The sequence below is a fragment of the Quyinboa sediminis genome (genome assembly GCF_042219855.1).
In the GTDB taxonomy this organism is placed as follows: Bacteria; Bacteroidota; Bacteroidia; order Bacteroidales; family UBA5342; genus JBHJHP01.
This window is the reverse complement of the sequence record NZ_JBHJHP010000007.1, coordinates 25,517-43,508: the sequence shown is the minus strand read 5'-3', so window position 1 is coordinate 43,508 and position 17,992 is coordinate 25,517. Positions and strand designations below refer to the sequence as shown.

The 17,992-nt window shown below is 43.2% G+C and carries 11 protein-coding genes; all 11 read left to right on the top strand.

Features of this window, described 5'->3' with window-relative positions; genetic code table 11:
• Positions 1-660 precede the first annotated feature (660 nt).
• The 11 genes from ACE1EF_RS15870 (at position 661) to ACE1EF_RS15820 (ending at position 17,970) form a co-directional block, all read left to right on the top strand.
• A complete protein-coding gene (locus ACE1EF_RS15870) occupies positions 661-1,806 on the top strand; it encodes an iron-containing alcohol dehydrogenase (protein ID WP_375721670.1) in 1,146 nt (381 codons plus the stop codon).
• Between the two features lie 3 nt (positions 1,807-1,809).
• A complete protein-coding gene (locus tag ACE1EF_RS15865; RefSeq protein WP_375721669.1) occupies positions 1,810-2,727 on the top strand; it encodes a dihydrodipicolinate synthase family protein in 918 nt (305 codons plus the stop codon).
• A 1-nt stretch (position 2,728) separates the two neighbouring features.
• Positions 2,729-3,775, top strand: coding sequence for a 4-hydroxythreonine-4-phosphate dehydrogenase PdxA (gene pdxA / locus ACE1EF_RS15860; RefSeq protein ID WP_375721668.1), 1,047 nt, complete (start codon positions 2,729-2,731; stop codon positions 3,773-3,775).
• A gap of 5 nt (positions 3,776-3,780) precedes the next feature.
• A complete protein-coding gene (locus ACE1EF_RS15855) occupies positions 3,781-4,947 on the top strand; it encodes a four-carbon acid sugar kinase family protein (protein ID WP_375721667.1) in 1,167 nt (388 codons plus the stop codon).
• Positions 4,947-6,512 (top strand): sodium:solute symporter family protein, encoded by a 1,566-nt coding sequence (locus tag ACE1EF_RS15850; RefSeq protein WP_375721666.1) that lies wholly within the window; start codon positions 4,947-4,949, stop codon positions 6,510-6,512. The genes ACE1EF_RS15855 and ACE1EF_RS15850 overlap by 1 nt, the downstream gene beginning before the upstream one ends.
• A gap of 87 nt (positions 6,513-6,599) precedes the next feature.
• The gene (locus ACE1EF_RS15845; protein ID WP_375721665.1) at positions 6,600-9,752 is read left to right on the top strand and encodes a DUF6298 domain-containing protein; all 3,153 of its coding nucleotides are present in this window, start codon (positions 6,600-6,602) and stop codon (positions 9,750-9,752) included.
• 5 nt (positions 9,753-9,757) lie between these two features.
• Complete coding sequence (locus tag ACE1EF_RS15840; RefSeq protein WP_375721664.1) at positions 9,758-11,152, top strand: glycoside hydrolase family 140 protein; 1,395 nt, start codon at positions 9,758-9,760, stop codon at positions 11,150-11,152.
• A gap of 21 nt (positions 11,153-11,173) precedes the next feature.
• The gene (locus ACE1EF_RS15835; RefSeq protein ID WP_375721663.1) at positions 11,174-14,509 is read left to right on the top strand and encodes an MGH1-like glycoside hydrolase domain-containing protein; all 3,336 of its coding nucleotides are present in this window, start codon (positions 11,174-11,176) and stop codon (positions 14,507-14,509) included.
• Positions 14,510-14,527: 18 nt separating this feature from the next.
• The gene (locus ACE1EF_RS15830) at positions 14,528-15,187 is read left to right on the top strand and encodes a DUF3826 domain-containing protein (protein WP_375721662.1); all 660 of its coding nucleotides are present in this window, start codon (positions 14,528-14,530) and stop codon (positions 15,185-15,187) included.
• 280 nt (positions 15,188-15,467) lie between these two features.
• Positions 15,468-16,553 carry a sialidase family protein gene (locus tag ACE1EF_RS15825; RefSeq protein ID WP_375721661.1) on the top strand — a complete coding sequence of 362 codons (1,086 nt, stop codon included), beginning with the start codon at positions 15,468-15,470 and terminating at the stop codon, positions 16,551-16,553.
• 7 nt (positions 16,554-16,560) lie between these two features.
• Positions 16,561-17,970 (top strand): alpha/beta hydrolase family protein, encoded by a 1,410-nt coding sequence (locus tag ACE1EF_RS15820; RefSeq protein WP_375721660.1) that lies wholly within the window; start codon positions 16,561-16,563, stop codon positions 17,968-17,970.
• The last annotated feature ends 22 nt before the right edge of the window (positions 17,971-17,992 follow it).

Sequence of the window (17,992 nt, the reverse complement as noted above, 5' to 3'; positions counted from 1 at the left end):
ATTTTCTTACATTCGAATGATTCCCAAATTTAACAATTGATGAAAAAGAAACAAAGACTTTTAACCGGGGGAATTTTTTAATCCATACGGGGATTAAACGATATTAAAATAGTTCCTTAAGCCTGAATAAAACCGGCATCAGCAAATATAAAATTTATTCGGGTAAAAACAATGAAAACGATTACATAAATTATTGGTTTTTTGCTGTTTAAAAATAAAAATTATTTGGTCTTAGGTCAGGCTTTTTATTTTCTGCTCAATTCAAAAATAAGTAGAATCCTTTTTAGGGTTATGTTGTTCGTATTATTTGTAATACAGGCTGAGTGTTCCGCCCTTCGTGAATGAGATTAACAGCTAAATTGAAAGTTTTTAAATGCTTGCCTGATAATCTGAGGAAATCATTATAAATTAACATGTAAGTAACGAATTTAAAGTGCAGTAATACAGGCAGATGTAGTTTGAATGATTCCGATTGAACAGATATGAATTTGCATAAAATCAAAAAAAGGCATAAATTGCGCTGTAAACGTTTACATATTTAGCCTTTTAGTACTGTGGAATATGTAAGTTATATCAGGGTGTTTTTGTGTTCAGATGTCGACGGTGTGGGCTGGGTTATGCTTTCTGAAAACATTCTGCTCAAAATTGATATTTAAAAGAATGGATAAAATAATAATTCAACAACCCCCGCGTGTCGTTTTTGGAGATGGTGCCTTAACGCAATTTTCTGAAGATTTCCTGTCCCTGGGATTAAAGAGGCTATATCTGTTGACTATTACTCCGGTTCTTTCCGGTTTGGAAGCTGTTACAACAGCGTTTGGGAAGAATGGGGTGGATGTTAGGATTAATACAGAGATAGAAGGTGAACCTACTTTTAATGACTTTCTTAACGTGTTGGAAGATGCCAGACGCTTTGGGGCAGATAGTGTTGCCGGGATTGGTGGGGGAAGTGTATTGGATGTAGCTAAATTCCTTGCCGCAATGCTGAAAAATGATCAGGATGTGACATCGGTTGTGGGGATTGGTTTATTGAAAGAACGAAAGACTTATCTGGCATGTTTGCCAACGACCAGTGGGACAGGAAGTGAAGTATCACCCAACGCCATTTTTCTGGATGAAAGTGATGGAGGGAAAAAAGGTGTTATCAGTCCCTTTTTAGTGCCTGACGCGGCCTATGTTGATCCAGCCTTAACAGTTGGTGTCCCGTCTCTCGTTACAGCTGCAACAGGAATTGATGCCTTGACACATTGCATAGAAGCCTACATGAACAGATATGCGCACCCTGTTGTCGATGTTTGGGCTTTGGAAGGCATAAAGTTGATCAGTAAAAATCTGGAGGAGGCCTGTCGCAATGGTGAAAACCTGGAGGCCAGAACTGCGGTTGCTTTGGGAAGTATGTATGGTGGATTGTGTCTGGGACCTGTAAATACTGCGGCTGTTCATGCATTAGCCTATCCGTTGGGGAGTCAATACAAGGTAACTCATGGATTGTCAAATGCATTATTATTGTCTTATGTGTTAGAATATAACAGACCCGAAGGCGACGACAGATTAGCACACATCGCTATTGCAATGGGAATTTATAATCATGGTTCTCTCGAAAAACAGGCAGATGCAGCTATCGGGAGGATAAGGGAAATCATAGAAACATGTAATCTCCCATCCGGATTATCAGAAATTAATATCAAACCATCAGATATTGAAATAATGGCTGATGGAGCGATTAAGGTTCAGCGACTGTTGAAAAATAATATTAAAACCCTAAACAGGGATGATATTATAAAGATTTATCAAAATGCCATGTAATAAATGAACGAAGTAAAACAATATAACGGCGTTATTGTGCCGATGGTTACACCGTTTAAAGATGACGGATCAGTGGACGGGAAGGCGATAAACCGTATTGTTGATTTGTTTAAAAGTAACGGTGTGCATCCTTTTGTACTGGGCACAACTGGTGAGGGGCCATCGGTGTCTTATGAACAGCGGATTAAAGTGCTGGAAGAAACTGTTGCAGCAGCAGATGGAGGTTGCATAGTATATGCCGGTATATCATCCAATTCTCTGTTTGATTCGGTGGATATGGCAAAACGCTTTTGTAATCTTGGGGCTGATGTTATGGTTGCTACGCTCCCTTCTTTTTATCCAATGGATGACATGCAAATGCTGCATTATTTCAGGGATCTCGCAGACGCTGTAACCTGTCCTTTGATTATTTACAACATGCCGGCTACGGTAAAAATGTCCATTCCGCTTGAAGTGCTTAATGAGCTGAGTTTTCATCCGAATATCGTTGGGGTTAAGGATTCTGAAAGGGATATTTCACGGCTCGATAAATCCCTTGATCTTTGGAGGGACAGACCGGACTTTGTTCACCTGATTGGTTGGGCGGCACAGTCTTCCTATGCATTACAAAACGGTTCGGCAGGAATTGTTCCCAGCACCGGTAATTTTGCTCCCGGGCATTACGCAAAAATGGTGGAGGCGGTTAATGAAGGTCAGTTTGATAACGCCGGTGAGTTGCAGGAAATAACCAATCAACTGGGGCTCTTGTATCAGAAAGACAAATCACTGAGCCAGTCTGTTCCTGCCTTAAAATATATCATGTCTGTCATGGGTATCTGCGGACCTGACGTATTACCACCAATGTACAGAATGAGTGAGAAGGACGAAAACAACTATGGTGTTTATATCAGGGAAGCGTTGAAAAAATATGAATTAATCTGAAATGAATAACAAAAAAAATATACCGGTTCTGGCTATTACCATGGGTGATCCGGCAGGGATAGGACCTGAGATTGCAGCTAAAACATTTGCTGATCCGGAGCTGTATTCCATCTGTAATCCGGTGCTCGTTGGCAATGAACAGATTATGGCCAAAGCCATAAAGCTAGTAGATGCGAAGCTCAGGATAAACAATATCAGGAATATCGCGGAAGCCCGGTTTGATCCGGGTATAATGGATCTGTATCATCTGGATAGTGCACATTTACATGACATTAATTTTGGTAAAGTATCTGCTGCGGCAGGTGACCTGGCTTTCAGAGCTGTGAAGAAAGCTATTGATCTGGCGCTGGATAAGGAAGTGGATGGCACTGTTACAGGACCGATCCATAAGGGGGCCATAAATGCTGCAGGACATCATTTTTCGGGTCATACCGAAATATATGCCCATTACACCAATACCGCAAAATATGCCATGTTACTGGCTGAAGAAGATTTAAGGGTCATTCATGTAAGTACCCACGTATCACTTCGTGAAGCCTGCGACAGGGTTAAGAAGGACAGGATAACAGAGGTGATTCAGCTTTTGGATGACAGCCTTAAAAAACTTGGAATAGATGAGCCTAAAATTGGAGTGGCCGGGTTAAATCCGCATTCGAGCGATAACGGATTATTTGGGTGGGAGGAAAAAGAGGAGATAGAACCAGCACTGGAGTATGCCAGAAGCATAGGAATCAATGCTGTGGGACCAGTACCTCCGGATACATTGTTTGCCATGGCCAAAGGAGGTAAATTCGATGGTTGTGTAGCTATGTATCACGATCAGGGACATATACCATTCAAGGTCGTTGGGTTCAACTGGGATAAGGAGAAGAATGTGATGAAAAGTGTAAAGGGCGTGAATATTACACTTGGATTGCCCATTATACGTACATCGGTGGATCACGGTACCGCTTTTGAGGTAGCCGGAACAGGGGTGGCAAGTTCTGATGCTTTACGTCTGGCAATTGAATATGCCACCAGATTATATCAATCAGAAAAACAGAGGTAGGATAGATGATAGCTGTAATTGCAGATGATTTTACGGGTGCTGCTGAAATTGGCGGAATAGGATTGCGACATGGTCTTCGGGTTATGATAGAGACCAGGGTAGAGAAGGTGCGTGATGTCGATCTGCTGATCATTGCTACCAATACCCGCGCACTGAGTAAAACAGACGCTGCAAAGGAAATCGATAAAATCACACGGAAACTTTTACAACTCAAGCCGGAATTTATATTTAAAAAACTTGATTCAGTTTTAAGGGGTAATGTTGCGGCTGAGTTATATGCTCAGATGAAAGCTTCTGAAAAGGATGTTGCTGTAATCGTAGCTGGAAATCCTTATTTTAAGCGCATCATTGAAAATGGTGTATATTTTGTGGAAGGCACACCCTTAGCCAGCACTTCATTCGGAAATGATCCGGAGTATGCTATCAACTCATCCAGGGTGACAGAATTAATCAGTAATGAGTTTTGCGATGTAAAATCTGTTTCTGTTAATGATCCCATGCCGGCTTCAGGCCTGGTTGTAGGCGATATAATGAGCGATGAGGATATGAAACACTGGACCATGAGGCTAAGTAAAAATATGGTGATAGCGGGTGGTGCCGGCTTTTTTAATGCCATTCTGTTCAGCCTGAAAAACGGACAGATTCATAATGGGGTTAAAAAAGAGTACACCTTTGGTTCAAAAACATTGTTTATTTTTGGTAGTGCTTTCCCAAAATCTCCCGATATGGATAAACTGACCACGAACCATAATATTTCCGTGATTAATATGCCGGCAGAAATATTTAATAATGCCGATTTCGATAAGAATGTTATGCAGAACTGGGTCAGTGAAGTTACGGCGCAGCTTAATGCCAACAAAAATGTTTTTGTCTCCATAAAGCATAAATACAAAAAGGAAACTGGCCTGTCTGTTCGTCTCAGTAAAAATATGGGTGAATTTGTTGCAAGGGTCAGCAAATCTGTTGCTCTGGAGGATCTTTTTATTGAAGGTGGTGCTACTGCATCAGCAGTTTTTAAAAGTTTGGAAATAAATCGATTGATGCCATTTTGTGAATTGGATGCCGGCATTATTCAGATGAAAGTGGATAAGTTTCCCAACATGAAAATTACAACAAAACCAGGAAGTTATAAATGGCCTAAAGATACCGTTCGAATTAAAACCCACGCCTGATGCAAACAACGAACTCCATTCATCTCATTGATTATATCATTATTATTCTCACCCTGTTGGTATCACTGGGCGTAGGATTCAGGTTTGCAAGACAACAGAAAAGTACCGGAAAGTATTTCACGGGTGGGGGAAACCTGCCTTCTTGGGCTATTGGCATATCAATTCTTGCCACACTGATCAGCAGTGTGACTTTCCTGGCTTATCCGGGTGAGGGATTCTCGACCAATTGGATAAGGCTTGTGCAGGGATTAATGGTGCCCATTGTTTTAATATTTGCCATTGGATTTATTGTGCCATTGTTTCGGCATGTCATAAAGCTGAGCGCTTATGAGTATTTTGAAAAACGCTTTGGCTTTGGAGCCCGCTTATACAGTTCTCTTGCTTTCGTGTTGACCCATTTTTCAAAGATGGGAACCGTATTTTATCTTATTGCCCTGGCCATCGGTAAGATGATGGGACTTGATACGGTCACTGTCATTTGGGTGATTGGTGCAGCTGTCATAATTCTGACCATGCTTGGTGGAATTGAAGCGGTTATATGGTTAGATGTGATCCAGGGTTTTATGTTGATCGTGGGCGGTATAATTACACTGGCAATCCTGTTGTTCAGTACACCAGGCGGACCGGCTGAAATATGGACCGTAGCAAAAGAAAATGGTAGAATAGGTTTTGGCCCCTTTGATATGGAATTTGTTAACCTCACATTCTGGGTCATGGCCTTAAACGGAATATTTTATGCAATTCAGAAGTATGGTACAGATCAGACCATAGTACAGCGTTACCTTACCGCTAAATCAGATAAGGAAGCAATTAAAGCTTCTCTGATTGGTGTATTGCTAAGTGTACCGGTTTGGGCCCTTTTTATGTTCATTGGTACAGCCTTATTTTCATACTATCATGTCACGGGTGATGTTTTACCGGAAGGCATAAAAAACGATGCTGTGTTTCCCTTCTTTATCATGACCAAACTTCCGGTAGGTGTGGTTGGTATCATAATATCAGCCTTAATAGCAGCTGCCGTTTCCAGTCTCGACTCCGATCTTAACTGCCTCTCGGCTATCGCCCTGGAAGATTACTATTTAAGATTCCGACCGAAAAGTTCAGAACGCGAGCAGGTCATGCTGAGTAAGCTTTTTATTGTTCTTGCGGGTTTAGGTGCAATTGCAGTGGCTATGTTTTATGTGAAGGCCGGCGGAAAAGGTGTTCTGAGTATTGTATTCACACTATATGCCATCTTTTCAGGTGGTATTGCGGGAATGTTTCTTCTGGGCATTGTATCCAAGCGTCCCGGTAAAAAAGGCCTGTATTTCGGTATTGCCGCCAGTGTAATATTCACTGCATGGGCATTGCTGACCTCGACTCCAATAGGGAACAGCAGCAAGGAAGTTTTGTTGCTTGATTTCGGTAAGTATAATTTTAACCAACATAAATATATGATCGGGGTTTACAGCCATATCATACTTTTTGTTGTTGGTTTTATTGCGAGTTACTTCTTTAAAGCCAGGGAAATTGACGATCGTCTGACCTACAAGGGTTGGTTAAAATACAAAAAGAATAATTTCTGATAATCTGATGTGAATCAGTAAATTTGTATGAAGTGTGGCATGATTCATGTTTTGTCACAACACAAACAACATTAATGAATACCCAAAATGATTGAAAAAACGAAGGTAGAATACAGTTCATTTTTTAAAATATTTTTGACGTTTATCCTGCTGATGTCTTCTGTTACTGGTTTTACGCAGGATGCTAAACGACCACTCATTATTGGAAGAGACGGAAAACTGCAATATCAGCCTGACGAAAAAGGTGACAGGATTCCTGACTTTTCGTATGCCGGGTATAAAGCATCAGAAGAAGAAATTCCATTGGTTAATGCAAAAGTTCTTGTGCCGAACATTAATGCAGATGCTACAGCAGATATCCAGAAAGCGATTGATTATATTGCCACATTGCCACCGGATCAGGATGGATTCAAAGGAGCAGTCTTACTGGATACAGGGACCTTTCATGTGAATGGAAGGCTGGTAATCAAATCTTCAGGCATTGTGATTCGGGGCAGTGGAACCGGCCGGAACGGAACTACACTTATTGCAGGAGGAAAGGAGAGACAAAATCTTATACGTGTTTTAGGACCGAACAATGTGGTATACTCCAAGCCGGTAAATATAACCAGTCAATATGTACCTGTAAATGCATTTGAACTTCAACTTGAATCTACAAAGGGATTGAGTATCGGAGACCAGATCTTTATCCGCCGGCCTTCAACCAAAACCTGGATCCAGGAACTAAATATGAGAGAGTTTGGAGGAGAAGAAACCGGTTGGATTGGATGGAAAGAAGGGACCAGAGATATTATATGGGACAGAACAATAACAGCAATCAATGGGAATACAATTTTAGTAGATGCACCTTTAACAACAGCCCTGGACCAGCACTGGGGGATAAGTACAGTCACCAAATATAACTGGCCTGGACGAATAAAAAATATTGGGATTGAGCATATGAATCTGAAATCAGATTTTGATGCTTCCAATCCAAAAGATGAAGACCACTGCTGGTCCGCAATTACCATAGAAAATTCTCAGGATGTATGGGTAAGACAGGTTAAGTTTACCCATTTTGCCGGTTCGGCGGTCGCCGTATATGAAACTGCCCGACGGGTAACAGTTCAGGATTGTGTATCGAAGGAACCGGTTTCAGAAATAGGTGGTCAACGCAGATATACCTTTTTTACCATGGGCCAACAAACCCTGTTTCAGCGCTTGTATTCAGAATATGGATACCATGATTTTGCGGTGGGATTTTGTGCGGCTGGACCAAATGCCTTTGTACAGTGCGAGGCGCATCTGCCATATGAATTCAGCGGAACCATCGACAGCTGGGCTTCCGGTGTATTATTTGATATTGTGAATGTGGATGGGAATATGATCTCATTCAGTAACCAGGGACTTGATAATCAGGGATCAGGTTGGACCGCGGCCAATTCCATGCTGTGGCAGTGCTCTGCAGCCAGAATCAATAATTATGCGCCACCTACAGCCATGAACTGGGCATACGGTGCCTGGAGTCAGTTCTCAGGCAATGGGATTTGGGTCGATCAGAACAACCATGTTAAACCACGCAGTCTGTTTTATGCTCAACTGGCAGAACGGCTCAAAAAGGATGCGGCTGCATATGAAAAAGAGGTGATGCCCTACAGTAGTAATTCAACCAGCAGTCCGACTGCTGATGAAGCCAAGACATATTCGGAACAATCTTTTCAGCCAGCCTTACGGCTCGAGGACTGGATAAGGGAAGCCCCTTCGCGTGATCCGGTTTTGGTAGATAATTCCGGCATTAAAACAGTTGAGAAAATAAAAGAGGCTTCCGGCGCTTTGGCAGAAGAAAAGCATCTTATGTCGGTTCAAAACGGGAAACTGGTTGTTGATGGCAAACTGGTGACCGGAATGCGGTTTACAGTGCCCTGGTGGCGTGGGGTGGCTAGACCTTACGCCACTGCAAAAGCCACACCGGCTGTAACACGGTATGTGCCCGGAAGAAACGGATACGGTTATACCGATAATCTGAACGAGGTGGTCGATTGGATGAATAAATATAACATGGTTGGACTGGAACAGAATTATGGCTTATGGTACGATCGTCGCCGCGATGATCATGAACGCGTAAGGCGCATGGATGGTCAGGTATGGGCCCCCTTTTATGAACAACCTTTTGCCCGCAGCGGAAAGGGTACGGCCTGGGATGGACTCAGTAAATATGATCTGACTAAATATGACTATTTCTACTGGAACCGGTTGAAGCAGTTTGCTGATCTGGCAGATCAAAATGGTAAGCTTTTGGTGCATCATAATTATTTTCAGCACAATATTCTGGAGGCTGGCGCTCATTGGGTGGATTGTCCATGGAGGCCGGTGAATAATATCAACGATACCGGTTTTCCTGAACCGGTGCCCTTTGCCGGCGACAAAAGAATTTATATGGCCGAGCAGTTTTACGATGAAACAGATCCGGTAAGACGTCCGTTGCATCAGGCATTTATTAAGCAGTGCATGAATAATTTTGACGGTAACTCCAATGTGTTACAGTTAACCAGCGCCGAGTATACCGGTCCGTATCACTTTACAGCGTTCTGGCTTGAAACCATACATGATTGGGAAAATGAAACAGGTAAAGATCAGTTGATCGGGCTCTCCGCGACAAAGGATGTGCAGGATTCAGTCTTAGAGAATCAGGATCTGGCAAAACTGGTTGATGTGATCGATATCCGGTACTGGGCATACCGTGAAGACGGTTCATTATATGCCCCGCTGGGAGATCAGCAACTGGCACCACGTCAGCATGCAAGGAAGATAAATGTTGGAAAACGTTCTTTCAATTCAGTGTATCACTCGGTTTATACATATACTTCAAAATATCCGGATAAGGCTGTTATTTTTTCGGAGGGAAGATACAATGTATACGGCTGGGCAGTATTGATGGCAGGAGGTTCACTGACTGTTTTGCCGGAAGGTGTTCCTGATCAGTTTTTGGCTGATGCAGCCAGGATGCATCCTGAAGATCCCGGATCAACACCGGACAGAACCTGTATTCTGGAAGGCGATGACGGCATGATCGTATATTGTAATGATAAGCGAAGACTATCTGTCGATTTATCAAATAAAAAAGGAAAGTTCCAGGTTCAGTTTATCAGGCCATCTGATGGATCGGTTTTAGCTGAATCATTGATCATTAAAGCCGGAGAGGTCACAACAATTGACCTTCCTCATAACGGAACCAATATAGTTTGGATCAGAAAAAAATAATACGAATGATACGATTTAATTTATTAATGCTTTTAGCCGGTGTTTTATGTTTCAGTTGTGCTCCGCATAAGAAAACCTCGGAGGAGTTGCCATTATTAAAAGTTTCTGAAAACGGGCACTACATGGTAAAATCTGGTGGTGATCCGTTTTTCTGGCTGGGTGACACGGGCTGGTTGTTGTTTACCAAACTGAACCGGGAGGAGGCTGAAAAATATCTTGAAGACCGACGGGAAAAAGGATTCAATGTGATCCAGGTCATGGTTCTGCATTCTTTGGGCGCCGTGAATGTATACGGCGACTCAGCACTGATTAATGATGATGCTTCCAGACCGCTTGTTACGGAAGGCAGTTCCTTTTCTGATCCTGAACAGTACGATTACTGGGACAACATAGATTATGTGATAGACAAAGCTGCTGAAAAGGGATTATATATGGCATTGGTGCCGGTTTGGGGTGGAAACGTACGTGGAGGTTATGTATCCCGTGAGCAGGGAAAATTATATGGTGAATGGCTGGCCAAACGTTACAGGGATCGGTCTAACATTATCTGGCTCAACGGCGGTGATACCTTTGGAAGTGATTCCACTGCCACCTGGAATGCCATTGGAAATGCTTTAAAAAATAATGATCCCAACCATTTAATCACCTTTCATCCACGGGGACGGATGCAGTCATCCGATTGGTTTGAGAATGAGTCATGGTTGGATTTTAATATGGTCCAGTCAGGACACAGAAGGTATGATCAGGATGATACGGAACGGAATTATGGAGAGGATAACTGGCGTTATATTCAGGCAGATTTTAATTTGAAACCAGCCAAACCAACCATCGACGGTGAACCGTCGTATGAAGGCATTCCTCAGGGCTTGCATGATACGACTCAGCCTTACTGGAAGGCTGAGGATGTTCGCCGCTATGCCTACTGGTCAGTTTTTGCAGGTGCCTGTGGGTTTACGTACGGACACAGTGCCATAATGCAGTTTTACAAACCCTCGGATGAAGAACCGGCCTATGGTGCACGTGAATACTGGACACAGGCTCTGGAAGCTCCCGGTGCCAAACAGATGGGATATCTGAAAGACCTGATGTTGTCACGTCCATATCTGGATCGCGTTCCGGATCAAAGTTTGATCGCCGGTGAGAACGGTGAAAAGTACGATCATCTTCAGGCGACACGAGGCACAGGATATGCATATATCTATACATACACCGGGAGAAATATTCCCGTAAACATGACGAAATTCAAATCAGGTGTAAAAGCGTTATGGTTTGATCCGAAATCAGGAGAGATTACTGAAATCAGGAAGGTGGAAAATAGTGGAACCCATGAATTTGATCCTCCGGGAGAAAAGGAAAACGGAAACGACTGGGTTTTGGTGCTGGAAGAAATGAAGGAGTAAGTGGAATAAAAATTGGAGCAGATGTTGTTTAGAAATCAAATCAGATTCATAATTACTGTTTGTTTATCACTTATTGTTTTTGTGGTAAATGCACAGGACATAGACATACCACATTATACGGGAGAAACGCTCAACAATCCGGATTATCATCACGGACAATTGCCGCCTGCCATGGGTGTGCACAACATACAGGTAATGCGGGCAAACCGTGAATTTCCGGACATAGCTGATGGATACGGCTGGACATACAACCATGCACCAATGCTGGCTTACTGGAACAATACATTTTTTCTTGAATACCTGAGCGATCCGGTTGGTGAACATATTGCACCGGGACAAACGTTTTTAGTAAGCTCACAGGATGGGTATACCTGGTCTGAACCGGATGTGGTTTTTCCGCCATATCCGATACCGGATGGAACCAAAAAAGATAACGGAACAGATGTGGCTAAGGATCTGATGTCGGTCAATCACCAGCGCATGGGATTTTATGTATCAACCGACAACAGGTTGTTTGTGCTGGCATATATTGCCATTTCCATGAATGCAAAGGATAGTCCGAATGATGGGAATGGAATTGGTCGTGTCGTCAGGGAAATTTATAAAGACGGTACTTGGGGACCAATCTATTTTATCCGTTATAACCATGGATGGAATAAAAAGAATACAAATTATCCGTTTTATACAAAGAGTAAAGACAAGGGGCTGAGGAAGGCCTGTGAGGAAATGTTGTCGAACCCGCTGGTCCAGCAGCAGTGGAATGAAGAAGCAGACCGTAATGATCCCTTGATCCCGATACAAAAAGATTACAAGGCATTTTGTTATTATCACCTGCCGGATGGAAAGGTTGTCGGCTTGTGGAAACACGCCCTTACAGCCATTAGTGATGATCAGGGGCATACATGGACACAACCTGTGAGAGCCCCCGGATTTGTAAACAGCAATGCCAAAATCTGGGGACAGCTTACCTCTGATGGGCGGTATGCTACGGTCTATAATCCGTCAGATTTTCGCTGGCCACTGGCCGTTTCTGTAAGTGATGACGGACTGAAATATACGAACCTGTTGCTGGTCAACGGAGAGATATCCACCATGCGTTATGGTGGTAATTATAAATCGTACGGGCCACAGTATGTGCGCGGAATTCAGGAAACAAACGGAACGCCTCCGGATGGAAATCTGTGGGTTACGTACAGCATGAATAAGGAAGATATCTGGGTGTCTGAAATACCTGTTCCGATAAGGTCAGAAGCAACAGAGCAGGCTGATGATGAGTTTACAGCAACAGGATCCGGATCAGCTTTTGAAAAGTGGAATATTTACAGTCCGGTTTGGGCACGCGTTAAAGTTGAAAACGACGTAGAAGGGAAGCAGTGTCTGACACTGCATGACAAAGATCCGTTTGACTATGCCAAAGCCACCCGCTTGTTCCCTCAACAGAAAAATGTGAGCGTGGAATTTGCGATCAAACCGGAACAGAATAATCATGGTGTTCTGCAGGTAGAATTGCAGGATAATAAAAACACCGGAACACTCCGATTGATTTTTGACAGTGACGGTTATTTAAAACATAAAGCCGGTTATCGCTTACGAAATATCATGCCATATGAACCTGTAAAAATTTATGACATTCGTATTGAGGCTACTGTGGATAATCGCTTTTACGATATTTATGTCAATGGGAAGCACAAAGCAAAAGGCCTTTGTTTTGAACCTGTTCACGAGGTGCAAAGTATTGTGTTCAGAACAGGTGAAATAAGACGTTTTCCCAATGTGGATACGCCAACTGACCAGGATTTTGATGTAAAGCAGGACGGGAAACCGGATAAAGAAGCCGTTTACAGGATTTATTCCCTTAAAACAAAAACACTGCCTGTTGATCATCAGGGCTATGTGCTAAATGCGGATGATTTTAAACATTACGTGGACTATTTCAACCGCATGGAAGATGAAAACATTGTACAGTTGATCCCGAATTCCGAATCGTGGGAATGGATGAAGGCCAATATTCCCTTGTTTGAATGTCCGCAGGATAACTTCGAAGAGATGTTTTATTACCGATGGTGGACCCTTAGAAAACATATTGAACAAACGCCGGTAGGTTATGCCATTACTGAATTTCTGGTGCAGCGATCCTATGCAGATAAATACAACCTGATTGCCTGTGCCATAGGCCATCATACCTATGAATCACGCTGGTTGCATAATTCAGAATATCTTAAGCAAAATCTGGAGGTCTGGTATCGTGGCAATGATGGAAAACCCATGAGTAAACTGCATAAATTCAGCAGCTGGACACCCGATGCAGTTTATAACTATTACCTTCTGACAAAAGACAGTGCGTTTATTGTAAATATGCTGCCCGACCTGGAAGCGGATTATCGCCGGTGGGAAGCAGAACGCCGTAAACCGTCCGGCATGTTCTGGCAGGAAGATGTGAAAGATGGAATGGAGGAACAGATCTCGGGTGGACGGCGCGTAAAAAATGACCGTCCAACCATTAACAGTTACATGTACGGTAATGCGGTTGCCATTTCAAAAATGGCAGAACTAGCCGGAAATAAAGCATGGGAAACCTTGTATGCTGCTAAAGCAGATACCTTAAGACAGCTGGTGGAGGAGAATCTATGGAACCCTGAAGCCGATTTCTTTGAGACCGTGAAGGAGGAGGGGGGATTTGCAAATGTCAGGGAAGAGATTGGTTTTATTCCATGGTACTTTAATTTGCCGGAAAAAGGTTATGAGAAAGCATGGACTCAGATAACTGATCCGGGAGGATTTCTGGCTCCCTTTGGTATTACAACAGCAGAACAGCGGCATCCTGATTTCCGTACCCACGGTTGTTGCAAATGTGAGTGGGATGGTGCTGTATGGCCGTTTGCCACTTCACAGACCTTAACTGGCATGGCGAACCTGTTGAATAATTATGACCAGAGCGAGGTGAATGACTCGGTATATTTTGACCTGCTTGAAACCTACGTGGAATCTCAGTATTATCGCGGCCGGCCGTACATCGGCGAATATCTGGATGAAATAACCGGTTACTGGCTGAAAGGAGATCAGGAGCGAAGCAGGTATTACAACCATTCCACGTTCAATGATCTGCTTATTACCGGATTGGCTGGACTCCGCCCCAGGGCAGACGATAAAGTGGAGTTGAACCCGCTGATCCCGAAGGATAAATGGGACTGGTTCTGCCTGGACAGGGTCAATTATCACGGCAAAAATCTCACCATTATCTGGGATAAAACAGGTGACAAATATAAGCTTGGAAAAGGATTAATTGTGCTGATTGATGGAAAGGAAATTGGCAGAAGAACTGATCTGGGACGCTTAATATGTGATATGAATAAGTAATTCTAAAATACAAACGAAATGAAAAGTACACGTTTAAGAGTGATTTTTTTTATGGGATTATTTTTAATTCTGGGGCTTAGCACAAAAGGCCAGACAGAGAAGGAAATGACAGACCAGGAAAAAAAGGCAACAGAGTGGGTTCAGTCACTTGAACTGAATGATAAAGCCAAAGAAGACCGGGTTATAAAAGTTGTGGCTGAACATCTGACAGCAATCCGGACCTGGCATAATGAACATCCGTTCACTACAGTTCCGGCCGGTGTCAATCCCCGAACCGGTGATAAACTGACTGATCAGGACAGGCAAATGATAGCCGATTCAGCGCAGCCTTCGTCATATCATGAAGATCTGATGAATGGTTTGCGTAAAGATCTGACTGAGGAACAGGTTGAGGCTATTCTGGATAAGTATACCGTCGGTAAAGTTGCTTTTACCATGAAGGGTTATCGTGCTATTGTACCGGATCTCACCGATGAAGAAGCAGCCAGATTGCTGAGCTATCTTAAAGAAGCCCGCGAAATGGCAGTGGATTATAAAAACATGAAAGAGATCTCTGCCGTGTTCGAGATTTATAAAACGAAGTGTGAGCAGTATCTGATCAGCAATGGTCGCGACTGGCGTGCATTGTATAAGGCTTTCGTGAAGAGAATAAGGGAAGAGAAAAAGAAGCAGCAGTAAGATATCAGACAAGACATTAGATACAAGACACAAGAATCAAGACATATGATACGTCCTACTTTGTAAGAAGCTGGTCACGATATTTATCGGGACGGAGGTTTTAAAAACGTGAAGAAGGCGTGCAGTCAGAAGTGTCAGTACGGAGTGTTTATATTAGTAATAATCTTTTGTTGAAATCTTTATAGAAATAAAATTATAGAATCGCCCCGGCCCCCTCCTGATCCAGGAGGGGGAATAAATGGGGGAGGTATAAAATGGAAAAGCTTAAAAAATGTTGAAGATGAATAGCGAAATACTGACCGTTACATTATTATCAATTGTGACGATTAGTTTACAGGCCATGGAAGGAAGATGGAAGAAAGGCATCGTGGATGCCCAGTTTTTATACGAGAAGGATGTGTATCCGTCCTGTCATGCCGGTACGTTGGCCGAAACACCGGATGGTCTGGTTGCAGCCTGGTTTGGTGGTACATACGAACGGCATCCTGATGTTACCATTCGGTTCAGCAAATTTAAGAATGGAAAATGGAGCAAATCCGTGGAGGTGGCTAATGGTGTCATCAACGATACCTTGCGCTATCCAACCTGGAATCCGGTATTGTATCAGGTGCCTGGCGGTGATTTGCTGTTGTTTTACAAAGTGGGTCCTAAGCCATCGGAGTGGTGGGGTGTAATGAAGCGTTCTTCCGATAACGGTGAAACGTGGAGTGAGGCTCAGAAATTACCGGATGGTTATATCGGTCCGGTAAAAAACAAGCCGGTATTGCTGGAAGACGGAACCCTGATATGTCCCTCCAGTACAGAAGGAAATGGATGGAATGTTCATTTCGAATTTACAAAGGATTGGGGAAAAACCTGGGATAAGACCGATGCCATTAATAATTATAAGGTGCACAGTATTATTCAGCCAAGCGTTCTGACATACCCGGATGGCCGGTTGCAGATTCTTTGTCGCAGCAAAAATGCGGTACTTGTCACGTCGTGGTCAGATGATAACGGGAAAACATGGTCATTGACGCAGCCTTCAGGCTTGCCAAATAATAATTCGGGTACCGATGCAGTAACACTGGCTGATGGACGACAACTGGTAGTATACAATCATGTTGCAACGCCAATCAATGCTTCAAAAGGGCATCGTACGCCCTTGAATGTGGCCGTGTCCAAAGATGGAAAAACCTGGTATGCCGCACTGGTGCTTGAAGATTCCGAGATAAGTCAGTATTCGTATCCGGCGGTGATCCAGACTTCAGACGGACTCGTACACATCATTTATACATGGCGACGGGAAAAGATGAAACATGTGGTAGTGGATCCGGATAAACTGAAACTGTCAAAAATTGTGGATGAAAAATGGCCTGAGAAATAAACGAAGTATGAAAAATTTAGCATCTATACTTGCATTTTTAGTTGTATTGCTTACGGCAACGGCTCAGAATTCTGATTCCAGATATGCAGAATCCCTTGACCGTGTTTTACAGGAGATTTCCAAACAATACCATGTTGAACTGAGTTATGCAGGAAGTAAGGTAAAAGGTAAAACACTCACCTATGCAGAATGGCGGTTTCGTCCTTCTCTTGAAGAAACTTTAATACGGGTGCTTTCTCCGTTTGATCTGACCTTTGAGAAACAAAACGATAGCTTATACCGGATCACCGATTATAAATATTACAGGACCAGCCTGGAGGATGGGGTTGAAAAGCTGGACTACCTGAAAAAATTGTATGACAACAAGGATGAATGGGAAACCCGAAAAGCAGAATTGCGGCAGTGTTTCCTTGAAGCCTTAAGAATATCGCACAAACCAGATTGGCCGGATTCAAAGCCGGTAATCGTCAACAAGCGAAAATATAAGAACTACCGCGTGGAGAATTTTGCATTGGAAGTTTTGCCGGGCGCTTATGTCATGGGATCCCTATATAAACCTGTGAAAATATCGGGAAAAGTTCCGGTGATATTAAGTCCCAACGGACATTTTTCAAAAGGTCGATATAATAAAGATATGCAAACCAGGGCCGCGATGCTGGCACAGATGGGCGCAATTGTAGCGACTTACGATCTGTTTGCCTGGGGAGAAAGTGCGTTGCAATATGGCGATGAAAGCCATCGGCGCAGTCTGGCGCAAACCATGCAGGTGCTCAACAGCCTGAGAATTTTGGATTATTTATTGTCCATGAAAGAAGCTGATCCAACGAGGGTAGGTATTACCGGTGGATCCGGAGGAGGCAGCCACACCATGCTGATGGGCGCCATTGATGACCGGTTTACGGTGAGTGTTCCTGTAGTGATGCTCTCCTGTTATTTCTACGGTGGCTGTCCCTGTGAAAGCGGACAACCGGTTCATCTGTGCGGAGGCGGAACCAATAATGTGGAGATGGCTGCCATGTTTGCACCGAAGCCCATGCTGATCATAAGCGATGGAGGTGACTGGTCGAACCATGTACCTGAGTATGAATATCCTTTCGTTCAGAGGATTTACGGATTTTATGGAAAAACGGATAATGTGAAGAACGTGCACCTACCGGATGAAGGTCATGATTATGGCATTTCAAAACGTCTGGCCATGTACAGTTTTATGGCAAAGCATCTGAATCTTGATACATCTAAAGTGAAGAACGCAGACGGTAGTTTTGATGAATCCCGTATTGTAGTGGAAGATGAGAAGGAGTTGTATGTTTTTGATAATAAGGTAGAAAAACTACCGCATGACGCACTGAAAAGCTTCGAAACTCTTGAGAAAGTGGCTAATCGGGTTTTAGGTTCTCATGAAAAGAGTGAAAAATAAATATCGTTATTTTACCCGAAGT

Coding starts and splice junctions, on each gene's coding strand:
- ACE1EF_RS15825 (WP_375721661.1), top strand. CDS start 15,468: ATGAATAGCGAAATACTGACCGTTACATTATTATCAATTGTGACGATT.
- ACE1EF_RS15830 (WP_375721662.1), top strand. CDS start 14,528: ATGAAAAGTACACGTTTAAGAGTGATTTTTTTTATGGGATTATTTTTA.
- ACE1EF_RS15845 (WP_375721665.1), top strand. CDS start 6,600: ATGATTGAAAAAACGAAGGTAGAATACAGTTCATTTTTTAAAATATTT.
- ACE1EF_RS15820 (WP_375721660.1), top strand. CDS start 16,561: ATGAAAAATTTAGCATCTATACTTGCATTTTTAGTTGTATTGCTTACG.
- ACE1EF_RS15855 (WP_375721667.1), top strand. CDS start 3,781: ATGATAGCTGTAATTGCAGATGATTTTACGGGTGCTGCTGAAATTGGC.
- ACE1EF_RS15865 (WP_375721669.1), top strand. CDS start 1,810: ATGAACGAAGTAAAACAATATAACGGCGTTATTGTGCCGATGGTTACA.
- ACE1EF_RS15840 (WP_375721664.1), top strand. CDS start 9,758: ATGATACGATTTAATTTATTAATGCTTTTAGCCGGTGTTTTATGTTTC.
- ACE1EF_RS15835 (WP_375721663.1), top strand. CDS start 11,174: ATGTTGTTTAGAAATCAAATCAGATTCATAATTACTGTTTGTTTATCA.
- pdxA (WP_375721668.1), top strand. CDS start 2,729: ATGAATAACAAAAAAAATATACCGGTTCTGGCTATTACCATGGGTGAT.
- ACE1EF_RS15870 (WP_375721670.1), top strand. CDS start 661: ATGGATAAAATAATAATTCAACAACCCCCGCGTGTCGTTTTTGGAGAT.
- ACE1EF_RS15850 (WP_375721666.1), top strand. CDS start 4,947: ATGCAAACAACGAACTCCATTCATCTCATTGATTATATCATTATTATT.